This window comes from Burkholderia sp. BCC0322 (assembly GCF_902833045.1).
In the GTDB taxonomy this organism is placed as follows: Bacteria; Pseudomonadota; Gammaproteobacteria; order Burkholderiales; family Burkholderiaceae; genus Burkholderia.
Map to the genome: position 1 here is coordinate 242300 of NZ_CADFDU010000003.1, position 20535 is coordinate 262834.

Annotated in this window: 21 protein-coding genes; 13 read left to right on the plus strand and 8 right to left on the minus strand. The window is 67.7% G+C overall.

Annotated features, from left to right (window positions below; all coding sequences use genetic code 11):
* Positions 1-21 precede the first annotated feature (21 nt).
* On the plus strand, positions 22-387 hold the full coding sequence (locus HWX39_RS11480; RefSeq protein ID WP_089432500.1) for a response regulator: 366 nt from the start codon (positions 22-24) through the stop codon (positions 385-387).
* Positions 388-427: 40 nt separating this feature from the next.
* On the opposite strand, the gene HWX39_RS11485 is transcribed toward HWX39_RS11480, so the two are convergent.
* Positions 428-727 (minus strand): hypothetical protein, encoded by a 300-nt coding sequence (locus HWX39_RS11485; protein ID WP_175968153.1) that lies wholly within the window; start codon positions 725-727, stop codon positions 428-430.
* Positions 728-766: 39 nt separating this feature from the next.
* Between HWX39_RS11485 and HWX39_RS11490 the strand changes: the two genes are divergently transcribed.
* From HWX39_RS11490 to HWX39_RS11500, 3 genes are all read left to right on the plus strand, one after another.
* Complete coding sequence (locus tag HWX39_RS11490) at positions 767-1354, plus strand: hypothetical protein (protein ID WP_175968163.1); 588 nt, start codon at positions 767-769, stop codon at positions 1352-1354.
* A 10-nt stretch (positions 1355-1364) separates the two neighbouring features.
* The gene (locus tag HWX39_RS11495) at positions 1365-1817 is read left to right on the plus strand and encodes a DUF3592 domain-containing protein (RefSeq protein ID WP_175968165.1); all 453 of its coding nucleotides are present in this window, start codon (positions 1365-1367) and stop codon (positions 1815-1817) included.
* Between the two features lie 243 nt (positions 1818-2060).
* Positions 2061-2855 carry an enoyl-CoA hydratase gene (locus HWX39_RS11500; RefSeq protein ID WP_175968168.1) on the plus strand — a complete coding sequence of 265 codons (795 nt, stop codon included), beginning with the start codon at positions 2061-2063 and terminating at the stop codon, positions 2853-2855.
* 148 nt (positions 2856-3003) lie between these two features.
* On the opposite strand, the gene alr is transcribed toward HWX39_RS11500, so the two are convergent.
* Entirely contained in the window at positions 3004-4125 is a 1122-nt protein-coding gene (alr, locus tag HWX39_RS11505) for an alanine racemase (protein WP_175968170.1), read from the minus strand.
* Positions 4126-4412: 287 nt separating this feature from the next.
* Between alr and HWX39_RS11510 the strand changes: the two genes are divergently transcribed.
* A complete protein-coding gene (locus HWX39_RS11510; RefSeq protein ID WP_175968172.1) occupies positions 4413-4784 on the plus strand; it encodes an MAPEG family protein in 372 nt (123 codons plus the stop codon).
* Between the two features lie 27 nt (positions 4785-4811).
* On the opposite strand, the gene HWX39_RS11515 is transcribed toward HWX39_RS11510, so the two are convergent.
* Complete coding sequence (locus HWX39_RS11515) at positions 4812-5768, minus strand: LysR family transcriptional regulator (RefSeq protein ID WP_175968174.1); 957 nt, start codon at positions 5766-5768, stop codon at positions 4812-4814.
* A 119-nt stretch (positions 5769-5887) separates the two neighbouring features.
* On the opposite strand from HWX39_RS11515, the gene HWX39_RS11520 reads away from it, so the two are divergent.
* The 8 genes from HWX39_RS11520 (at position 5888) to HWX39_RS11555 (ending at position 16085) form a co-directional block, all read left to right on the plus strand.
* On the plus strand, positions 5888-9427 hold the full coding sequence (locus tag HWX39_RS11520; protein ID WP_175968176.1) for an ABC transporter ATP-binding protein: 3540 nt from the start codon (positions 5888-5890) through the stop codon (positions 9425-9427).
* 557 nt (positions 9428-9984) lie between these two features.
* Positions 9985-10737, plus strand: coding sequence for a glutamine ABC transporter substrate-binding protein GlnH (gene glnH / locus HWX39_RS11525; RefSeq protein ID WP_175968178.1), 753 nt, complete (start codon positions 9985-9987; stop codon positions 10735-10737).
* A gap of 66 nt (positions 10738-10803) precedes the next feature.
* The gene (glnP, locus tag HWX39_RS11530; RefSeq protein WP_175968180.1) at positions 10804-11460 is read left to right on the plus strand and encodes a glutamine ABC transporter permease GlnP; all 657 of its coding nucleotides are present in this window, start codon (positions 10804-10806) and stop codon (positions 11458-11460) included.
* A complete protein-coding gene (gene glnQ / locus HWX39_RS11535; protein WP_059237091.1) occupies positions 11457-12185 on the plus strand; it encodes a glutamine ABC transporter ATP-binding protein GlnQ in 729 nt (242 codons plus the stop codon). The genes glnP and glnQ overlap by 4 nt, the downstream gene beginning before the upstream one ends.
* Before the next feature lie 19 nt (positions 12186-12204).
* Positions 12205-13254, plus strand: coding sequence for a C45 family peptidase (locus tag HWX39_RS11540; protein ID WP_175968182.1), 1050 nt, complete (start codon positions 12205-12207; stop codon positions 13252-13254).
* A 15-nt stretch (positions 13255-13269) separates the two neighbouring features.
* Positions 13270-14604, plus strand: a complete 1335-nt coding sequence (locus HWX39_RS11545; RefSeq protein WP_175968184.1) for an aspartate aminotransferase family protein — start codon at positions 13270-13272, stop codon at positions 14602-14604.
* 32 nt (positions 14605-14636) lie between these two features.
* Positions 14637-15191 carry a carboxymuconolactone decarboxylase family protein gene (locus HWX39_RS11550; protein ID WP_175968186.1) on the plus strand — a complete coding sequence of 185 codons (555 nt, stop codon included), beginning with the start codon at positions 14637-14639 and terminating at the stop codon, positions 15189-15191.
* Between the two features lie 159 nt (positions 15192-15350).
* On the plus strand, positions 15351-16085 hold the full coding sequence (locus HWX39_RS11555) for an extensin (RefSeq protein ID WP_175968188.1): 735 nt from the start codon (positions 15351-15353) through the stop codon (positions 16083-16085).
* A gap of 95 nt (positions 16086-16180) precedes the next feature.
* Here the strand turns inward: HWX39_RS11555 and ahpF are convergent, their stop codons facing one another.
* The 5 genes from ahpF to HWX39_RS11580 form a co-directional block, all read right to left on the minus strand.
* A complete protein-coding gene (gene ahpF / locus HWX39_RS11560) occupies positions 16181-17779 on the minus strand; it encodes an alkyl hydroperoxide reductase subunit F (RefSeq protein WP_175968190.1) in 1599 nt (532 codons plus the stop codon).
* Positions 17780-17907: 128 nt separating this feature from the next.
* A complete protein-coding gene (gene ahpC / locus HWX39_RS11565) occupies positions 17908-18471 on the minus strand; it encodes an alkyl hydroperoxide reductase subunit C (RefSeq protein WP_175968192.1) in 564 nt (187 codons plus the stop codon).
* A gap of 387 nt (positions 18472-18858) precedes the next feature.
* Positions 18859-19224: a type II toxin-antitoxin system VapC family toxin gene (locus HWX39_RS11570; RefSeq protein ID WP_175968194.1), complete on the minus strand. Its 366-nt coding sequence runs from the start codon at positions 19222-19224 to the stop codon at positions 18859-18861.
* Complete coding sequence (locus HWX39_RS11575; RefSeq protein ID WP_175968196.1) at positions 19218-19436, minus strand: ribbon-helix-helix protein, CopG family; 219 nt, start codon at positions 19434-19436, stop codon at positions 19218-19220. The genes HWX39_RS11570 and HWX39_RS11575 overlap by 7 nt, the downstream gene beginning before the upstream one ends.
* Positions 19437-19553: 117 nt before the next feature.
* Positions 19554-20450, minus strand: a complete 897-nt coding sequence (locus HWX39_RS11580; protein WP_175968198.1) for a LysR substrate-binding domain-containing protein — start codon at positions 20448-20450, stop codon at positions 19554-19556.
* Positions 20451-20535 lie beyond the last annotated feature (85 nt).

Sequence of the window (20535 nt, forward strand, 5' to 3'; positions counted from 1 at the left end):
GGAAAGGAAGGGGAATAGGACATGGCAAAGATTCTGGTGGTCGACGATTCGGGCACGGTGCGCGACGAGGTCGCGGGCTTCCTGCGCAATCACGGGCTCGACGTCGCGACGGCCGTGGACGGCAAGGACGGCCTCGCGAAGCTCAAGGCGACGCCCGGCGTGCGCCTCGTGATCAGCGACGTGAACATGCCGAACATGGACGGCCTGACGATGGTCGAGAAGATCCGCGGCGAGCTGGCGAACTCGACGGTCAACGTCGTGATGCTGACGACCGAAAGCAGCCCGGCGATGAAGGAGCGCGGCAAGGCCGCCGGCGTGAAGGGCTGGATCGTGAAGCCGTTCAAGGGCGAAGCGGTGCTCGACGCGCTGAAGAAGCTCGCGGGCTGAGGCTCGTCGGGCGGTGGCGCGGCCGCTGCCGCCCGCGCATTCAATGCTGCGGTTCGGGTGGCGCGGCCGCCGCAACGCCGGTGGTGGCCGCCATGTGTGGCGCGGGCGTCTGCCGTGGCACGACGATCATCCCCGCGAAGATCCGCGCGACACCCGCGATGCGGCCGGGTGTCGCGAGCCGCTGCGCGAGCCCCATCAGCCCGTAGCGGTCGATCAGCAGCGTCGCGAGCGGCGAGTCGCCGCGCGGCGCGGCCGGCCGCGCGCGCAATTTACAGCGTGCCGCGATGTCCGTATCCTGCCGGATGCCGAGGGCGGCGTGCCTGCGCGACCTGCGCAGCACGCACGGCATCCACGACAATCAGGAACGGGACACCTTCCCATGAAAACCGGAATCGATCGGGCGGCGCTCGTGCACGGCGCATGCGTGGCGCTGATGGCCGCGCTGGCAGGCGGATGTGCAAACCCCACCGGGCAGCCGAATGCGCAACAAGCGTCCGTTAGCGGCGGTTCGTCGTACACGTGCAACCCCACGCAGGCCGATGGACTGGTGACGGCCGGGAGCGGCGTCAACGGGTGCTATTTCGTGCTGCACGATCCCGCGACGAAGCAGCCGCTGCCGTACACGCGTTATGCGTTCGCGCTTTACACGAGCGCGGCACAGGACAACCGGGAACTCGAAGTCGAAGGCACGACCGACGCGCAGGGGCGTACGGCCTACATGCGTTCCACCGCGCCGATCGATGCGGCGCGCATGGTGCTCGTCCGCACGGTCGGCGACGGCCCGACGGGGCGCATCCCCGTGCTGGTCCGGCCGCAGGACGGCAAGCGCATTCCGTTCGCGGAGTACCGGGTCACCGGCTGCAACGGCCCGTATGAAGGGGTGACCGACGAAACGGGGCGCGGCGTGATGTATCGCTGCAAGACGCAGTCGAAGATTGACGTGTCGTTCTATCGGTCACGCCCGTAAGGTGAGCGGGATGGCATCCGGATCCGGCCGCACCGCCGCGCAGCAGGCGGAGACGCTGATCGCGAAGGGCGTCGTGTTTACCGTCGCGGGCACGTGCCTGCTGATCGCCACCGCCCTGTACGCGCAGTCGACGCGCGAATTCCTGCGGACCTCGATCGTCGTGCCGGGGCGCGTCATCAAGCTGAACGCGGGCCCGCATCATCCGGAGATCGCGTTCACGACGCTCGCGGGCGAACGGGTCGAATACGCGCAGGGCGGCGAGGTCAGCGTGCAGGACGGCGCGACCGTCGAGGTGCGCTACACGCCCGACGAGCCCAGGATGAGCGCGCGGATGAATACGTTCGGGGCGATCTGGGGTGGCGTGCTGACCATCGGTGGGATGGGGGGCGTCTTCTTCCTGGGCGGCGTCAGTCAACTGCGGCTGGGCGTGCGCGCGTGGCGCAGCGGGCGCAAGCGCGCGTGAGCGCTTGCGACGCACTGAATTCCGTCGAATCGTGTAGAGCGGAACATCATGGAACCCGGACACGAGAATCCGGCCGCCGAGATCTCGCGCGAAGCGGGCCGGCGGGAAGCTGCGCGGGTGACGCCTGGCGGTGGCGCACGATTCCGGCGGCCGATCCCCGGCAGCGCGCAGGCCGCTCCCGGTGCCCGGATTGGACTATATTGAACCGCGAGCGTAGCGTTCCTGTTCTTTGGGTGAACCATCATGGATTCGAATGCCACATCATCGGAACCCGTTTTGAAGCGTGACGACCACGACGGCGTCGTCACGCTGCGGCTGAACCGGCCGCAGCAGTTCAACGTATTGTCAGAGGCGATGCTCGCGAGCCTGCACGATGCGTTTGCGTCGCTCGCGGCCGATCCGGGCGTGCGCTGCGTCGTGCTGGCCGCCGAAGGCAAGGCGTTCTGCGCGGGCCACGACCTGCGGCAGATGCGCAGCAAGCCCGGGCTCGACTACTACCGCACGCTGTTCGCGCAATGCAGCCGCGTGATGCTCGCGATGCGCGCGTTGCCGGTGCCGGTAATCGCACGCGTGCACGGCATTGCGACGGCGGCCGGCTGCCAGCTCGTCGCCGCGTGCGACCTGGCGATCGCGGCCGATACCGCGCGCTTCGCGGTATCGGGCATCAACGTTGGGCTGTTCTGTTCGACGCCGGCCGTTGCGTTGAGCCGCAACGTCACGGCGAAGCGTGCGTTCGACATGCTGATGACCGGGCGCTTCGTCGATGCGGCGACGGCCGCCGCGTGGGGGCTCGTCAACGAGGCCGTGCCCGAGGACGCGCTCGATGCGGCCGTCGCACGCAAGGTTGCGGAGATCGTCGCGAAGAGCCCGGCCGCGGTGCGTTACGGCAAGCAGATGTTCTATCGCCAGCGCGAGTTGCCGCTCGACGAAGCCTACGCGTATGCGGGCGACGTGATGGCGCGCAACATGATGGAAGAGGACGCGGGCGAAGGCATCGATGCGTTCCTCGAGAAGCGCAAGCCGACGTGGCGCGCGTAGTGCGTCGCCGGATGGGCGCGTCGAACGGAGCGCAAGGGCAGTCATCCACGCCTGTCCTGCACGCCGGAAAGCAAACGGGCCGCCCGAGGCGGCCCGCAAATCAGGCGGCAGGCGAGGCGGTGCAACAGCGCCGCCGCATCGACGCCGGTCAGCGCCCGTAGCTTCCGGTGCGCAGCGCGGGCTGTTCGCTCGACGCACCCGGCGGCACGATCACGACCGGCACACGCTGCGCGAGCGCGCACATCAGCTCGTAGCCGATCGTGCCGCTGGCTTGCGCCACGTCATCTACCTTGACCTGGTCGCCCCACAGCTCGACGCTCGACCCGATGCCCGCGTTCGGGCACGGCGTCAGGTCGACGGTCAGCATGTCCATCGACACGCGGCCGACGACGCGCGTCATCACGCCGTCCACCGCGATCGGCGTGCCGGTCGGGGCGTGGCGCGGATAGCCATCCGCATAGCCGCATGCGACGACGCCGATCCGCATCGGCCGGTCGGCCGTGAAGCGGCGGCCGTAGCCGACGGTTTCTTCCGGCGCGAGCGTTTGCACGCCGATGATCTTGCTGGTGAGCGTCATCGCGGCCATCAGCGGCGTGTCGGCGATATCCCGCGCCGCGCCGGTCGGCGACGCGCCGTACAGGATCGTGCCGGGCCGCACCCAGTCGCGGTGTGCGCGCGGATGCCACAGCACGGCGGCCGAATTCGACGTCGAGCGCTCGCCCGGAATCCCCGCCGTGGCCGCATCGAACTGGTCGAGCTGCCAGTCGACTTCGCCTTCGTCGGCGTTCGCGAAATGCATCATCAGCGTGATCTTGCCGATCGACGGCGCGTTGGCCGCACGTTCCCACGCGGCACGGAAAGCGGCAGGCCGGTAGCCGAGCCGGTTCATCCCGGAGTTCATCTTGAGCTGGATGTCGATCGGCTGCCGCGGCTTTGCCGCGATCAGCAGGTCGAGCTGTTCGTCGCAGTGCACGGCTACCGTCAGGCGGTGGCGATCGGCGAGGTCGACGTCGGCCGGCTCGAAGATCCCCTCGAGCAGCAGCACGGGCTTGTCCCAGCCGAGCTCGCGCACGCGCACGGCTTCGTCGAGATCGAGCAGCGCGATGCCGTCGGCGGCGGCGAGGCCCGGGTAGATCCGCTCGATGCCGTGGCCATATGCGTTGGCCTTGATCACGCCCCACACGCGCGATTGCGCGGCGGTGCGGCGGATGAAATCGAGGTTGTGGCGGACAGCGTCGGGGCGGATATGGGCGACGATGGGGCGGGGCATGGCGATGTCTCGGGTCGGATGTCGTTGGGTGCGCGCGGCGGCCTGGCGCGACAATGCGCCGGGCCAGTGTTGAACGCTATCTTATTGGTGTTCGACCAGTTTTAATTAACGTTTTTGTCGATGATTTGGTGGAAATTGTGGCGCCCGACCAGGCTGGCCGCGGCGGCCGGCGAGCGCTCCAGCCGAGTCTCCCGTCTAGAAAACCGGTGCGCGAACGGCACGGCGCAATGCTAAGCTCTCGGCGATCTTGTCATTGAACAATGTAATCATAAAGGAGGAGACTTTTGATGACGACGTCCCAGCTGTGCCTGTTCATCGTGGCGCTGTTGCCGTTCTCGATGACGTTTCTCGCGAAAGCCCGCAAGGGCTACGACAACCGCGCGCCGCGCGACTACCTGGCGAAGCTCGAAGGCTGGCGCGCCCGCGCGCAGGCCGCGCACCAGAACGCGTGGGAGGCGCTCGCGCTGTTCACGGCCGCGCTGGTGGTCGCGTGGCACAACGGCGCGAACCTGCATCGCGTCGACCAGCTTGCGATGGCATTCGTCGCGATTCGCATCGTCTATATGCTGATGTACCTGCTGAACTGGGCGTCGCTGCGTTCGCTCGTGTGGTTCGGCGGGATGGCGTGCGTGGTCGCGCTGTTCTTCGCTGCGCCGTAAGCGGCGCATGCGGGCGAGGCCCGCGCGTTACTTGCCGGTCGCGCCACCCGTGCCGCGCACGAGACTGTCGTTGGATGCGGGCGCAACGATCGGGCCCGCGACCGGTGCCGCTTCCGTTTCGCGGCGCAGGAACTCGATCAGCGGATCGAGCAACCGGTGCCGCGTCGACGGGTTGCGGCGCAGCACGAAGCGCCACGACGCAGTGCGTTCGATGCCCGGCTTCAACGGCACCAGGCGCCCGCTGCGCAGCTCCGGCTCGATCAGCGGCATGCGGCCGAGCGCGATGCCCGCGCCGCCGACCGCCGCGCCGATCACCTGGCTGAAACTGCTGTAACGGACGATCTTCGTCTCGAAGTCGCCCGGCAAGCCGAATTCGGATGCCCAGTTGCGCCAGTCGATCTCGGGGCTGTCCTCGTGCATCTCCTGCAGCAGCCGCGAGCGGCACACGTGCCCCGATGCGTACGGAAACAGCTCGGGGCTGCATACCGGGAACACGGTCTCCTGCATCAGCACGTCGTCGTCGGCCCGCAGCCGGTGCGCGGGCACGTGAACGATCGCCAGATCGACGCCGCTGCGCGCGTAATCCGGTTCGTCGTCGAGCACGACGGCATGCAGCGGCGTTTCGGGATGAAGCGACGAGAATTCCGCGAGGCGGCGCGCGAGCCACATCGCCGAAAACGGCGCGTTGGCGGAGACGGTGAGCCGTTGCGCGGTGCCGCGAATCTCGGCGCAGGCATCGGTCAGCCGCGACAGCGCATCGCTGACCGCCGGCAGCAGGCGTGCGCCGGCCGGCGTGAGGCTGATGCCGCCGAGCCCCGTGCTGCGTTCGAGCAACCGCGCGCCGAGCGATTCCTCGAGCGTGCGGATCTGGTGACTGACCGCGCTCGTCGACACGTTCAGCTCGACCGCCGCGCGCGCGAACCCGCCGAGGCGGACGGCCGCCTCGAAAGCCCGCAATGCGCCGAGGGGAGGGAGGTGCGACATGCGGGGTATTGTAGTTGACTCAACACCCGTTGAAAAATCATCTTTTGCCGCGCGCGGGCCGCGCGGGTAGCCTCGATCCGGTCAAGAAAAAACGTCATCAGACACGACAGGAGGGCTTCATGTATTTCGACCGACGACTATGGGCAATGATGGCGGGACTGCGCTGGCGGGTTGCCGCGGCCGTCGCGCTCGGCCTGCTCGCGATGGGTGTCGGGATCCTGCGCTTCGTCTTTCTAGGCCGCGTGCTGGCGCTGGTCTTTTCCGGCGCGCCGGCGCGCAGCATCGGCGAAGCCGTCGTTGCAACGGCGGCCTGCGTGCTGGTGCGTGCATGGCTCGACCATCGCCGCACGGTGCTCGCGCAGCACACGGCCGGGCGCGTGCAGGCCACGCTGCGCGCGCGGCTGTTCGACCGGATCGCGGCGCTCGGCCCCGCATGGTTCAGCGGTGAACGCACGGGCGGCGTGATGCTGGCCGTCGTCGATGGCGTCGAGCAGCTGCAGACCTTTTTCGGCACCTACCTGCAGCAGCTCGTGATCGCCGCCTGCGCGCCGGTGATGATCTTCGCGGTGCTCGCGTGGTGGGACGTACCGACGGCCGCGATCCTGCTGGCCGCGGCGCTCGTTACGCTCGCGCTGCCGCAGCTCGTGCATCGCGCCGACAAGCGCGCGGCGCTCGCGCGTTCGGCCGCGTTCAAGGCTTTCGGCGAGGAGTTTCTCGACGCGGTGCAAGGCCTGCCGACACTGAAGGCGTTCGGGCAAGGCACGGCATTCGGCGCGAAGCTGGCCGCGAAGGCGCGCGCGCTGTCCGACAGCACGTTCTGGGTGCTCGCACTCGGCCTGCTGACGCGGCTCTTTACCGATCTCGGCACCGGCCTCGGCGCGGCCGCCGCGATCGCGGTCGGCGCGTGGCGCGTGCGGCACGGCGACATGAGCCTCGAGGCGCTGCTGATCGTGCTGATGGCCGGCAGCGAAATCTTCCGGCCGCTGCGCGACCTGCGTGCCGTGCTGCACCAGGGGATGATCGGCCAGTCGGCGGCGAATGCGATCCACGCGCTGCTCGACGCCGGCAGCCATGCGCCGGCCGCCGATGCGCCGCGCGTGCCGGGCCTGCGGCCGGAGATCGGGTTCGACGCCGTCAGCTTCGCGTATCCGGGGCGCCGCGCCGGCGCGCATGCGGCGTTGAGCTTCTCGGTGCGCGAGGGCGAGACGGTGGCGATCGTCGGGCCGAGCGGCGCGGGCAAGTCGACCATCGTGCGCCTGTTGCTGCGCCAGCACGATGCGCAGGGCGGCGTGATCCGCATCGGCGGTCACGACGTGCGCACGCTCGATGCCGGCCAGGTGCGCGAGATGATCGCGGTCGTCGCGCAGGATGCGACGCTGTTCGACGGCAGCGTCGCCGACAACCTGCGGCTGGGCCGCCCCGATGCGAGCGACGCGGACATGATCGCCGCGGCGCGCGCCGCCAACGCGCACGATTTCATCTCGGCGCTGCCCGATGGCTATGCGACGCGCATCGGCGAACGCGGGCTCATGCTGTCGGGCGGCCAGCGCCAGCGCCTCGCGATTGCCCGCGCGCTGCTGCGCGATGCGCCGATCCTGCTGCTCGACGAGGCGCTGTCGTCGGTCGACGCGGAGAACGAAGCGCTGATCCAGCAGGCGCTCGACCGGCTCACCCGCGGGCGGACCACGCTCGTGCTCGCGCACCGGCTGTCCAGCGTGATCGGCGCCGACCGCATCCTGGTGCTCGACCAGGGGCAGGTGGTCGACGAAGGCACGCACGCGGCGCTGATCGCGCGTGACGGCCCGTATCGCCGGCTGATGGGGCCGCAACTGGAAGCGGTCGCCGAATCGGTCGGCGTGGCGACGACGGCCGGCGCGACCGCGCGCGCGTCGTCGGGGCCGCAGGTGAGGCCGCTGAACGACGATGCGGCGGAGATCGGCTGGCCGGAAACCCTGCGGACGCTGCTGCGCTTCGTGCGGCCGTGGCCGGGCAAGGTCGTGCTGACGGTGTTGTTCGGGATCGGCCGCGTGCTCGCGTTCATCGGCGTCGGCGTGATCGGCGCGCGGGTGGTCGGCGCGGTGCCGGGCGGCCACGTGAGCCCGACGCTCGTCACCGCGCTGCTCGTGATCGCGCCGGTGGCGGCCGTGCTGCACTGGCTCGAATCGTGGCTCGCGCACGACATGGCGTACCGGCTGCTCGCGGAAATGCGCATCGCGCTGTTCGGGACGCTCGAACGCCTCGCGCCGGCCGGGCTGCTGCGCCGCCGTTCCGGCGATCTCGTGTCGCTCGCGACGCAGGATGTCGAGACCGTCGAGTATTTCTATGCGCACACGCTGGCGCCCGCGTTCGTCGCGGTGCTCGTGCCGGCCGCCGTGCTGGTGCTGCTCGCGTCGGTGGCCTGGCCGCTCGCGCTCGTGTTGCTGCCGTTCCTGTCGTGGGCCGGGCTCGCGCCGGTGCTGGCGCGGCGCGATGTCGACCGGCTCGGCGCCGGCGCACGTGAAGCGCTTGGCCAGCTCGGCGCACACCTGACCGAAACGATCCAGGGGCTCGCGGAGCTGACCGCGTTCCAGGCCATCGCGCGCCGGCGCGCAGCGTTCGTGGCCGAAGTCGATGCGTACCGCAAGCAACGCGCGACGCTGCTCGACGACCTGTCGGCGCAGAGCGCCGCGCTGGAAATCGCGAGCGGGCTCGGCGGGCTGGTCGTCGCGGCGCTCGGCGCGCTGCTGTGCGCGCGCGGCTGGTTCCCGCGCGAATCGTTGCCGCTGCTGGTGCTGGTCGCGGTGGCCGCCTTCATGCCGGTGGCCGAAATCGGCCAGGTTGCGCGCCAGCTCGCCGACACGATCGCGTCGACGCGCCGCTTGCGCGCGCTGGAGAAGGAGCCGGTGCCGGTGACGGACGGCACGCTTGCGATGCCTGCCGATCCGGCGGTGCGTTTCGAGGCCGCGTCCTTCACGTACCCGGGCCGCAGCGTGCCCGCGATCAACCGCGTGAGCTTCGAGGTGCCGCCCGGCAGCACGATCGCGCTGGTCGGTGCGTCGGGTGCCGGCAAGTCGACGGTCGCGAGCCTGCTGCTGCGCTTCTGGGATCCGCAGCAGGGCCGCGTGACGCTCGGCGGCGTCGACCTGCGCGACTTGCGGCTCGACGACCTGCGGCAGCACATTGCGCTGGTTGCGCAGGATACCTACCTGTTCAACGACACGCTCGAAGCGAACATCCGGCTCGCCGCGAACGACGCGTCCGACGCGGACGTGCAGCGCGCGATCGACCATGCGGCGCTCGGCGAATTCGTCGCGAGGCTGCCGGACGGGCTCGCGACGCGCGTCGGCGAGCGTGGTGTGCAACTGTCGGGCGGCCAGCGCCAGCGTGTCGCGATTGCGCGCGCATTCCTGAAGGATGCGCCGGTGCTGATCCTCGACGAAGCGACGTCCCATCTGGACACGATCAGCGAACAGCAGATCCGTGCGGCGCTGGAAGACCTGATGACGCAGCGCACGTCGATCATCATCGCGCACCGGCTGTCGACCGTGCGCAACGCCGACCTGATCCTCGTGATGGAGCACGGCAGCGTGATCGAAGCCGGACGGCATGCCGATCTGATCGCGCGGCAGGGCGCGTATGCGCGGCTCGTGTCGCATCAGGCGAGCGGGGTAGCGGCGTAAGCGACGCTGCATCGGCGCGCGGCCGACCGGCTGGGTCGCGCGCATTCCGCAACATTCGTTGAGCCGCATCGGCGATGGGCGGCATCGCGGGGGGCGGCCGCCCCGGCACGGCGCCGCGCGTCGAAGTACCGACGATCCGCGCTGACAGACCGGCTGACAAGCGGGCTGAGAAGCGCGCGGGCGGCGGCGATCGGCGCCGCGCGGTTGCGCCGTCATCCTCGTCTCGCGCGTGATGCCCGGCGCGGCAAACCTGCCCGCCCGGGCCAGTCACCGCCAACTGTTCGTCAGACGCCGCCAACGGCCCGCGCGGCGCGATCCGGCCCGGCCGCCTTGCTCCCGGGCCGCATTTCCTTTCCTTCGATTTATCCGCCCCGCACGTCGCGGGTTTGTCTCGATGCATTTATCCGTTGCGGACTTTTTTGTTGTCGTAGTATCGCCGTTGACAACACATGTTGCACTAAGGTCTAATTAGACATCGAATGTTGCGGTGCGGCTTGATGTCGTCGTCCCGCCGGCCGCCCGGCCGGTCACATCGCTCAACCATGCGGAGAGAAACCATGAGTCGCCGTTCCTTCCTGAAAGCCGTCGCGGTCGTTGCCGCGCTCGGCGCAAGCCTCGCGCACGCGGATACCAGGACGCTCGTCGTCGGCACCGACACGTCGTTCATGCCGTTCGAGTTCAAGCAGGGCGACAAGTACGTCGGCTTCGATCTCGACCTTTGGGCGGAGATCGCGAAGGACCAGGGCTGGAAATACTCGATCCAGCCGATGGATTTCGCAGGCCTGATCCCGGCGCTGCAGACGCAGAACATCGACGTCGCGCTGTCGGGGATGACGATCAAGGAAGAGCGCAAGAAGGCGATCGACTTCTCCGCGCCGTACTACGACAGCGGTCTCGCGGCGATGGTCCAGACCGGCAACACGACGATCCGGTCGATCGACGACCTGAACGGCAAGGTGATCGCCGCGAAAACAGGCACGGCGACGATCGACTGGATCAAGGCGCACCTGAAACCGAAGGAGATCCGCCAGTTCCCGAACATCGACCAGGCGTACCTCGCGCTCGAAGCCGGCCGCGTCGACGCGGCGATGCACGACACGCCGAACATGCTGTTCTTCGTGAACAACGAAGGCAAGGGCAAGGTGAAGGTCGCGGGCCAGCCGGTCAGCGGCGACAAGTACGGGATGGGTTTTCCGAAGGGCAGCCCGCTCGTGCCGAAGGTCAACGCGTCGCTCGTGAAGATCAAGGCCGACGGTCGCTACGCACAGATCTACAAGAAGTGGTTCGGCGCCGAGCCGCCGAAGATGTGAGCGTGACGCCGCAACAGCGCGCGGCCGTGCGGCCGCGCCGGTCTTGAATCGAACGGGGAGCGACAAGTGAATTTCGATTGGTCGGCGATCTGGGCGGCGTTGCCGGACCTGATGGACGGGGTCCGGTTGACGGTGTTCATCGCATTTTTCGGGCTGGTGGGCGGTTTCATCGTCGGGATGGTCGCGGGGATGTTCCGCGCGTACGGACCGAGGGCGATGAACGTGCTCGCACAGGTCTACATTGAACTGATTCGCGGCACGCCGATCGTCGTGCAGGTGATGTTCCTGTATTTCGCGCTGCCGTTGCTCGCGCACATCCGCATCGACGGCCTGACGGCCGCGATCATCGCGATCACGGTGAATTCCGGCGCGTATCTCGCGGAAGTGGTGCGCGGCGCGCTGCTGTCGATCCCGAAGGGGCTGACGGAAGCGGGGCTCGCGATGGGCTTGTCGATGCCGCGCGTGCTGCTGAAGGTGGTCGGGCCGCTCGCGTTCCGGCGGCTGATCCCGCCGCTCGGCAACCAGTGCATCGTGAGCCTGAAGGACACGTCGCTGTTCATCGTGATCGGCGTCGGCGAACTGACGCGCAAGGGGCAGGAAATCATCGCGGGCAATTTCCAGGCGGTCGAGATCTGGACGGCGGTGGCCGTCATCTATCTGCTGCTGACCGGCGCCATGACGCTGACGCTGCGGCTCGTCGAAAAACGGATGAGGATCCTGTGAGCATGATCGAATTCCAGAACGTGTCGAAGAGCTTCGGCCACGTGCCGGTGCTGAAGCACATCGACCTGAAGATCGATGCGGGCGAGGTGGTCGTCGTGATCGGCCCGTCGGGCTCGGGCAAGTCGACGATGCTGCGTTGTATCAACGCGCTCGAGAAAATCACCGGCGGCGAATTGCTCGTCGACGGCCAGAGCGTGCGCGGCAACGCGACGACGATCCGCAACATCCGGCTCGAAGCCGGCATGGTGTTCCAGCAGTTCAACCTGTTTCCGCAGATGACCGCGCTCGAGAACGTGATGTTCGGGCCGATCCAGGTGCGCGGCGCATCGCGTGCCGACGCGCGCGACCAGGCGATGGCGCTGCTCGACAAGGTCGGCCTCGAATCGCGCGCGAATCATTACCCGTCGGAGCTGTCGGGCGGCCAGCAGCAGCGCGTCGCGATTGCGCGCGCGCTCGCGATCCGGCCGCGGCTGATGCTGTTCGACGAGCCGACCTCTGCGCTCGATCCGGAATTGCGCCACGAAGTGCTGAAAGTGATGCAGGATCTGGCTACCGAAGGGATGACGATGATCGTCGTCACGCACGAGATCGGCTTTGCGAAACGGGTCGGCACGCGCCTGCTGTTCATGGATCAGGGCGGGATTGCCGAGGACGGCCATCCGGTCGACCTGATCGACCGGCCGCCGACGCCGCGCCTGAAGGAATTCCTGAAACACGTGTCCTGAACGAAACCGAACCCTCGACATGCCGCTTTCCCTTTCTCCCGTCATCGCCGGCGCGCCGTTCGACATCGGCGTGCGCCTCGGCGAGCTCGCCCGTCCCGTGTTCGATGCGTACATGCAGCAGAGCAGCGCGTGGCAGGCCGTGCGCCGCTGGCGCGGCCATCCGTTCGTCGCTGCGCTTCGGCAGGCGGCGCTGGCCGCGTACCCCGCTCTCGTCGCCGAACTGGACGGGATCGCGGCAGGCATCGGCTGGCCGGCCGAGGACATCTTCCTCTGGAATTGCCGCGGCGAGCTGATCCACAACGCGCCGGACGGCTGCACGACGCTCGCCGCGCGCGGCGCTGACGGCACGCGCTGGATCGCGCACAACGAGGACGGCGATCCGTTCCTGCGCGAGCGCTGCCTGCTCGTCGACGTGCAGCCGGCGGGCAAGCCGGGCTACATCAGCTTCTACTACCCCGGCTCGCTGCCGGGCCATACTTTTGCGGCGAACCGGGCGGGCATCGCGCAGGCGATCAACAACCTGCGGATTCGCACACCGGCAGCGGGCGTGCCGCGCATGATTCTCGCGCGCGCGGTGCTCGATGCGACGTCGCTCGACGCGGCAGCCGACGTGTTGCGCGGTCATGCGCGTGCAAGCGGCTTTCATCACACGCTCGGCGCGACCGGCGATGCGCGGCTGCTGAGCATCGAAGCGAGCGCCGCGCGTTGTTCGGTGATCGATGTCGCACGGCTCGCGGGCCATGCGAACCATCTCGTGCATCCCGGCTGCGCAGCAGAGGCGCAGATCGTCACGCAATCGTCGGCCGACCGCCAGCGCCGCGTCGATGCGCTGACGCCCGGCATCGACGCGATCGACGAAGCCGCGTTGCTGCGCGTGCTCGGCGATCGCGCGCCGGAGGGGCTGCCGATCTACCGCGACGACCCGGCCGACCCCGACGACGAGAACACGCTGGCCACGGCCGTGTTCGCGATCGGCGCGGCATCGATCGATTTCACCATTCACCAACCCGGCACGCCGCGTTTCGCGACGCGCATCGTACCGTCCGGACGCGCGCACGACGCATCCTGATCCATGAGACAACGCATGACGACCGTTTTCCATCGCGCCCCGCGCGCCACCTTGCCCGTCGCCGTCGCAGGCGACGGCATCGAGATCATCGACTCGACCGGCAAACGCTATATCGACGCCTGCGGCGGCGCGGCCGTTTCGTGCCTCGGCCACAGCAACCAGCGCGTGATCGACGCGATCAAGCGACAGGCGCAGCAACTGCCGTACGCGCATACGTCGTTCTTCACGACCGACGTGGCCGAGGAACTCGCCGACCGGCTCGTCGACGGCGCGCCGGCCGGCCTCGAACACGTGTATTTCGTGTCGGGCGGCTCCGAGGCGGTCGAGGCCGCGCTGAAGCTCGCGCGCCAGTATTTCGTCGAGAAGGGCGAGCCGCAGCGCCGCCATTTCATCGCGCGACGCCAGAGCTATCACGGCAACACGCTCGGCGCGCTCGCGATCGGCGGCAACGCATGGCGGCGCGAGCCGTTCCTGCCGCTGCTGATCGAGGCGCATCACGTGAGCCCGTGTTATGCGTACCGCGACCAGCAGGCGGGCGAAACCGACGACGCGTATGCGCAGCGCCTGGCGGACGAACTCGAGCAGAAGATCGTCGAGCTCGGCGCGGACAACGTCGCGGCGTTCGTCGCGGAGACGGTGGTGGGCGCAACGGCCGGCGCGGTGCCGCCGGTGCGCACGTACCTGAAGAAGATTCGCGCGGTGTGCGACAAGTACGGCGTACTGCTGATCCTCGACGAGATCATGTCGGGGATGGGCCGCACGGGTTACCTGTACGCGTGCGATGAAGACGGCGTCGCGCCCGATCTGCTGACGATCGCGAAAGGGCTCGGCGCGGGCTACCAGCCGATCGGCGCGACGCTCGTCAGCGACCGGATCTACCGGACGATCGTCGACGGCTCGGGTTTCTTCCAGCATGGCCACACGTACCTCGGCCATGCGACCGCATGCGCGGCGGCGCTCGAAGTACAGCGCGTGATCGCCGAAGAGCAACTGCTCGACAACGTGAAGGCGCGCGGCGAACAGCTGCGCGCATCGCTGCGCGACCACTACGGCGCGCATCCGCATATCGGCGACGTGCGCGGCCGCGGGCTGTTCGTCGGCGTGGAAATCGTGCGCGATCGCGACAGCAAGGCGACGTTCGATCCTGCGCTGAAGCTGCACGCGGCGGTCAAGCGCGAAGCGATGCAGCGCGGCCTGATGGTGTATCCGATGGGCGGGACGATCGATGGCGTTCACGGCGATCACATCCTGGTCGCGCCGCCTTTCATCTGCACCGCGCAGCAGATCGATACGATCGTCGAGCGGCTGTCGGGCGCGATCGGTGCGGCGCTTGCGTCGGCCGGCGCGTGACCGCATTCATCGAACCTTGTCCGGACATCGCCATGACCAACAGATTGCCTCCGTTCGATCCCGCATCGGCCACCGATGAGCAGAAGGCCGTGCTGGCCGACATTCTCAGCGGCCCGCGCGGCAACCTGAACGGGCCGTTTCTCGGCTGGATCGCAAGCCCCGAGCTGGCGCAGCACGCGCAGAAGCTCGGCGCGTTCTGCCGCTACCGCACGGGCCTGCCGCTGCGCCTGTCGGAACTCGCGATTCTCGTGACGGCCGCGCGCTGGCGCTCGCAGGCCGAGTGGCACATCCACCATCCGATCGCGCTCGACGCTGGCGTGCCGGCCGCGACTGCAGAGGCGATTCGGTGCGGGATCGAACCTGCATTCGAGTCCGACGACGATGCGCTGATCCATGCATTCGCGAGCGAACTGTACGACACGCGGCGCGTGAGCGACGCGACATTCGCGCGCGCGCAAGCGCGCTTCGGCCACGAGACCGTCGTGAATCTCGTTGCGTTGCTCGGTTACTACGCGCTCGTCGCGATGACGCTGAACACGTTCGGCATGCGTGCGGAAGGGCAGACTGAATTGCCGTTTCCGGAGTAAAGGCGGCGCATCGAAGGCGCCGAAGCAGGGCGGCGATACGTCTGACGATCGCCGCGCCGACCTGTTCCGGCACAATGCAACCAAATGTATTCGTGCGGGATCGACGGCCGATCGCCGCGTATGATGGCTTGTTCACGTCGATATGAGCGGTGAGCAAGCATGACGAGTACCCGCAAGACCTTGATGATCGCCGGTGGGCTCCTGGTCGCCGCAGCCGGCACTGCCTACGTGATGCTCCTGCGCGCGGATCACCGCGCGATCGAAGAGGCCGGCATCGGCGATTCGGCCGCGCCGGTTGCCGCGGCAACCGCGAGCAACGATCACGCGGTGCAGGGCGCCATCGCGCCGCCAGCCCCGGCAGCCCCGGCAGCCCCGGCCGATACGGCATCGAAGCAGGCAGCCGTTCCGTTGCCGCCACCCGCACCCGTCCCGGTAGCACCCGCGCGTGTCAGCGCCGCACCGGCATCGGTCCCCGCCGTTCCCGTCGTCAGCGAGAAAGCGCAGCCGAGCGCCCCGCCGCCGAGGGTCAACGTCGTGACCGTCGATGCACAGGATTCGACCCCGCCGCCCGCACCCGCGCAGGTCACGCAGCGCGCGCCGCGCAAGCGTGACGGCCTCGAACGCCACGCGGCCGCGGCACCCTCCGCAACGAAAGCCGAAACGCCGGAGACGGCCGCCCTCGTCAGGGAATCGGCGAAGCTCGATCCGTCGTTGCCGTCGCCGCCGATGTCGTCGATGCCGTCGAGCAGCGGTGCGTACCGGCAAGGCCGTTCGTCGCCGGGTGCGAATCCGGTGGCCGCTGCGATGACCGAGCAACTGGTCAGGGAGTCGAGCAGTGTCAAGTCGCCACCGTCGCCGGCGCCGGCGAACGGCGGCCCGACCACCAGCCAGTAACCGCGAGCGCTTCCGGAATAAAAAGGGCCCCGCACGCCGACCAAAGCATGCGGGGCCAAGAGAGACAAACTGTTGTGCCGACGGGCTGACGCGCGTTACGCGGCGATCGCTTCTTCGGCCTGCGGTTGCGCGGCGGCAACCGGTTCAACGTCCTGCCGGATCAGGTGATCGAACGCGCCGAGCGATGCCTTCGCGCCTTCGCCCACGGCGATCACGATCTGCTTGAACGGCACCGTCGTCACGTCGCCGGCGGCGAACACGCCGGGCACCGATGTCGCGCCGCGCGCATCGACGACGATCTCGCCGTGCTTCGACAGTTCGACCGTGCCTTTCAGCCATTCGGTGTTCGGCACGAGGCCGATCTGCACGAACACGCCTTCGAGATCGATGCGCTGCGTTTCACCCGAGCGCAGATCCTTGTAGACGAGCCCGTTCAGCTTGCTGCCGTCGCCGGTCAACTCGGTCGTCTGCGCCTGCGTGACGATCGTCACGTTCGGCAGGCTGCGCAGCTTGCGCTGCAGCACTTCGTCCGCGCGCAGTTGCGCACCGTATTCGATCAGCGTGACTGCCTTCACGATGCCGGCGAGGTCGATCGCGGCCTCGACACCCGAGTTGCCGCCGCCCACCACCGCGACGCGCTTGCCCTTGAACAGCGGGCCGTCGCAGTGCGGGCAGTACGCGACGCCACGGTTGCGGTATTCGCGCTCGCCCGGCACGTTGATTTCGCGCCAGCGTGCGCCGGTTGCGAGGACGATCGTCTTCGCCTTCAGCACCGCGCCGTTCGCGAGACGGATCTGGTGCACGTCGCCCGGAATCAGCGCGTCGGCGCGCTGCACGTCCATGATGTCGACGTCGTACTGCTTCACGTGCTGCTCGAGCGCGGTCGCGAACTTCGGCCCTTCGGTTTCCTGCACCGACACGAAGTTCTCGATGGCCATCGTGTCGAGCACCTGGCCGCCGAAACGCTCGGCGACGACGCCCGTCGCAATGCCCTTGCGCGCCGAGTAGATCGCCGCCGCCGCGCCTGCCGGGCCGCCGCCGACGATCAGCGTATCGAACACCGGCTTGTTCTCGAGCGACTTCGCGGCACGTGCGCTCGCGCCCGTGTCGAGTTTCGCGAGGATTTCCTTCACGCTGCTGCGGCCCTGGCCGAACGATGCGCCGTTCAGGAACATCGTCGGCACGGCCATGATCTGGCGCGACTCGACTTCATCCTGGAACAGCGCGCCGTCGATCGCGACGTGACGGATGCGCGGGTTGATCAGCGACATCACGTTCAGCGCCTGCACGACTTCCGGGCAGTTCTGGCACGACAGCGAGAAATACGTTTCGAACGCGTAGTCGCCGTCGAGCGCGCGAATCTGTTCGATCACGTCGTCGTCGAGCTTGATCGGATGGCCGCCCGTCTGCAGCAGCGCGAGCACGAGCGACGTGAATTCATGGCCCATCGGGATGCCGGCGAAGCGGATGCCGGCCGGCTTGCCGGGCTCGCCGATCGAGAACGACGGCTTGCGCTCGGCGTCGTCGCGGCGTTCGGTCACGGTCACACGATCCGTCAGCGACGCAATCTCGTTCAGCAGCGCCAGCAGTTCCTGCGATTTCGCGCTGTCGTCGAGCGAGGCGACGAGTTCGATCGGGCGCGTGATCTTTTCGAGGTACGCTTTGAGTTGGTTCTTGAGATTGGCGTCGAGCATGGCGTTTCGGATTCCGTATTGATGATTCTGGTCGGGCACGTCGTGCCGGAGGAGGGCGCGGGCCGCATGCCGCAGCGGCCCGGAATCGGGCGTCTCGCGCGCCTCGTGCGAGGCGCGCGGAGCGATCGTCAGATCTTGCCGATCAGGTCGAGCGACGGAGTCAGCGTTTCCGCACCCGGCGTCCACTTGGCCGGGCAGACTTCACCCGGGTGCGCCGCGATGTATTGCGCAGCCTGCACCTTGCGCAGCAGTTCGCCGGCGTCGCGGCCGATGCCGTTGTCGTGGATTTCGCACAGCTTGATCTCGCCTTCCGGGTTGATCACGAACGTGCCGCGCAGCGCCATCCCTTCTTCCTCGATCAGCACGTCGAAGTTGCGCGACAGCGTGAGCGTCGGGTCGCCGATCATCGGGTACTTGATCTTGCCGATCGTGTCCGACGTGTCGTGCCATGCCTTGTGCGTGAAGTGCGTGTCGGTCGACACGCCGTAGATTTCGACACCCAGCTTCTGGAATTCCGCGTAACGGTCGGCGAGGTCGCCCAGCTCGGTCGGGCAGACGAACGTGAAGTCGGCCGGGTAGAACATGACGACGGACCACTTGCCCTTGAAGTTCTCTTCCGAGACGGGCACGAAATCGCCATTGTGGTAAGCGGTTGCCTTGAACGGCTTGATTTGGGTGTTGATGATCGGCATCTGGAGAATTCCTTTGCTTCAGTGGTGAGTGGAGTGTTGCCAGTATCCGGGTTCACCCTGACTTTGTGAAATTGCTTGTTTCAATCCGGGGCATCGGGAATTTCTATCTGCTTCCGGCCCTTGTTTGCGTGGGGGGGCGCGGACGGCGCTCGAGAAAGTGCGCGCGCGGGCGCCCGTTCGATGCAAGCGTGAGGGGAGAGGGTGCGCGGTCGCGAGGATCGATACCTTTTCGATCCCGATGCGAAGTGGCGTGACGCGCGATTCGGTTATGCCGTGTTCGGCGAGCGGGCCGATTTGCCGGCGAGGCACACGCGATATTTCTTGCAGGAGAGGTTTAGAGCAAATGCGTTGCACCGGCGCATTTGCATAGCCGCCGCGCACATCGGCTCAGAGCTGATAGGGCACGCGAACGCCGGGTTCCGCGGCGGGAAAGTCTTTCGTGTTGCGAGATACGAGCAGCAGCCCGTTCACTTGCGCCGACGCCCAGACGATCGCGTCGGGCAGGCGTATGCGGCGTTCCTTGCGAATGATCGCGGCGCGATTCGCCACCGTGCTGTCGAGCGCAATCACCTCGAATGACGAGAGCCATGCGCGGATCGGGGCTTCGTCGCGTGCGGACGTGCCGACCAGGACTTCCATCCACGAGATCGTGCTGATCGCACGATAGTCGTAGCGGCCCAGTTCCGCGCGGGCGGATTCCACGCCGCTCAGATAGTCGATCAGGATGTTGGTGTCGAAGAGCGCTTTTACCATTCCGAACGCATTTCCTCCTGATACGCGAGCCCGTCGACCGTGCGATCTTTCCAGAGACCGAATACGTCGTCGGCGAGCGGGCGCTTGTGCAGGGCAATGTAAGCATCGATCGCGTCGCGAATGATCGCGGCGCGGGGACGATGTTCAGTCTCGACGATGGCGGCCAGCTCGTCGAGCTGGCCATCCGACAGATCGATCAGAATCCGGCTCATGGCAGCCTCAGATATATGATATGCATATCATATATATTCGATCGAGCGCATGCAACACTCGGGCGGGCGCGGCGTCTGCGCGTAAGCCGCTGTCCGGCGATGCGGGAGGCGAGCCGCTCAGATCCCCGCCATCTTCCTCAACCACGCCGCCAGCCGCCTGGCCCCGTCCGGCATGTCCGCGTCGTCGCGCGTGCAGAGGTAGTAATCGCGCCCGTCGTCGAGCGCGTGATCGAACAGCTTCACGAGCTCGCCATTCGCCAGCTCGCGCTCGACCAGCGGCGCGCGCAGCAATGCCGCGCCGAGATCCGCGCGCGCGGCGCTCAGCGTGAGCTGGCCGTCCTCGAACATCGGCCCCACCGCGTGCGACACGTGCCGCACGCCGGCGCCTTGCAGCCAGTTGACCCACGTGCTGCGATCTTCGTCGTGCACGAGCGGTGCGCGCGCGAGATCGGCCGGCGTGCGAAACGGCCCGTGGCGTTTCAGGAACGACGGGCTGCACATCGGCACCATCGCGCCCGGCAGCAGCCGCTCGCAGCGGTAGCCGGGCCAGTCGCCGGTGCCGAAGCGGATCGACAGGTCCGATGCATCGCTGCGGTAGTTGCGGTGATGCGCGTACAGCACGGTCACGTCGACGTCCGTGTTGTCGGCCAGGAACGCGTGCAGCCGCGGAATGAACCAGCCGATGCCGAGCAGCGGAATCAGGCTGACGGTGATCTGCCGCAGCGACGAGCGGTCGCGCACGAAACGCGTCGCGCTGCGCAGTACCGAGAACGCGGCGCTGATCGAGCGGTAGTAGTCGCGGCCTTCGTCGGTGAGCGCGAGCAGCCGGCCCTCGCGCACCGTCAGCGGCGTCTGGATGAACGCCTCGAGCAGCTGCAGCTGATGGCTGACCGCCGACGGCGTGATGTCGAGCTCGCCCGCCGCCGCGGTGACCGACCCGAGACGCGCGAACGCTTCGAACGCACGCACCGCGCGCAGCGGCGGATCGTGCGGTAATTGTTCGATATTTTTCATGTGTCGAATTTTATCGAAAAGTCCGGGTAAGTGGAAAAATAAAAATATCCTGTATTTACAGTGAGATACATTAATGTGACGGGAA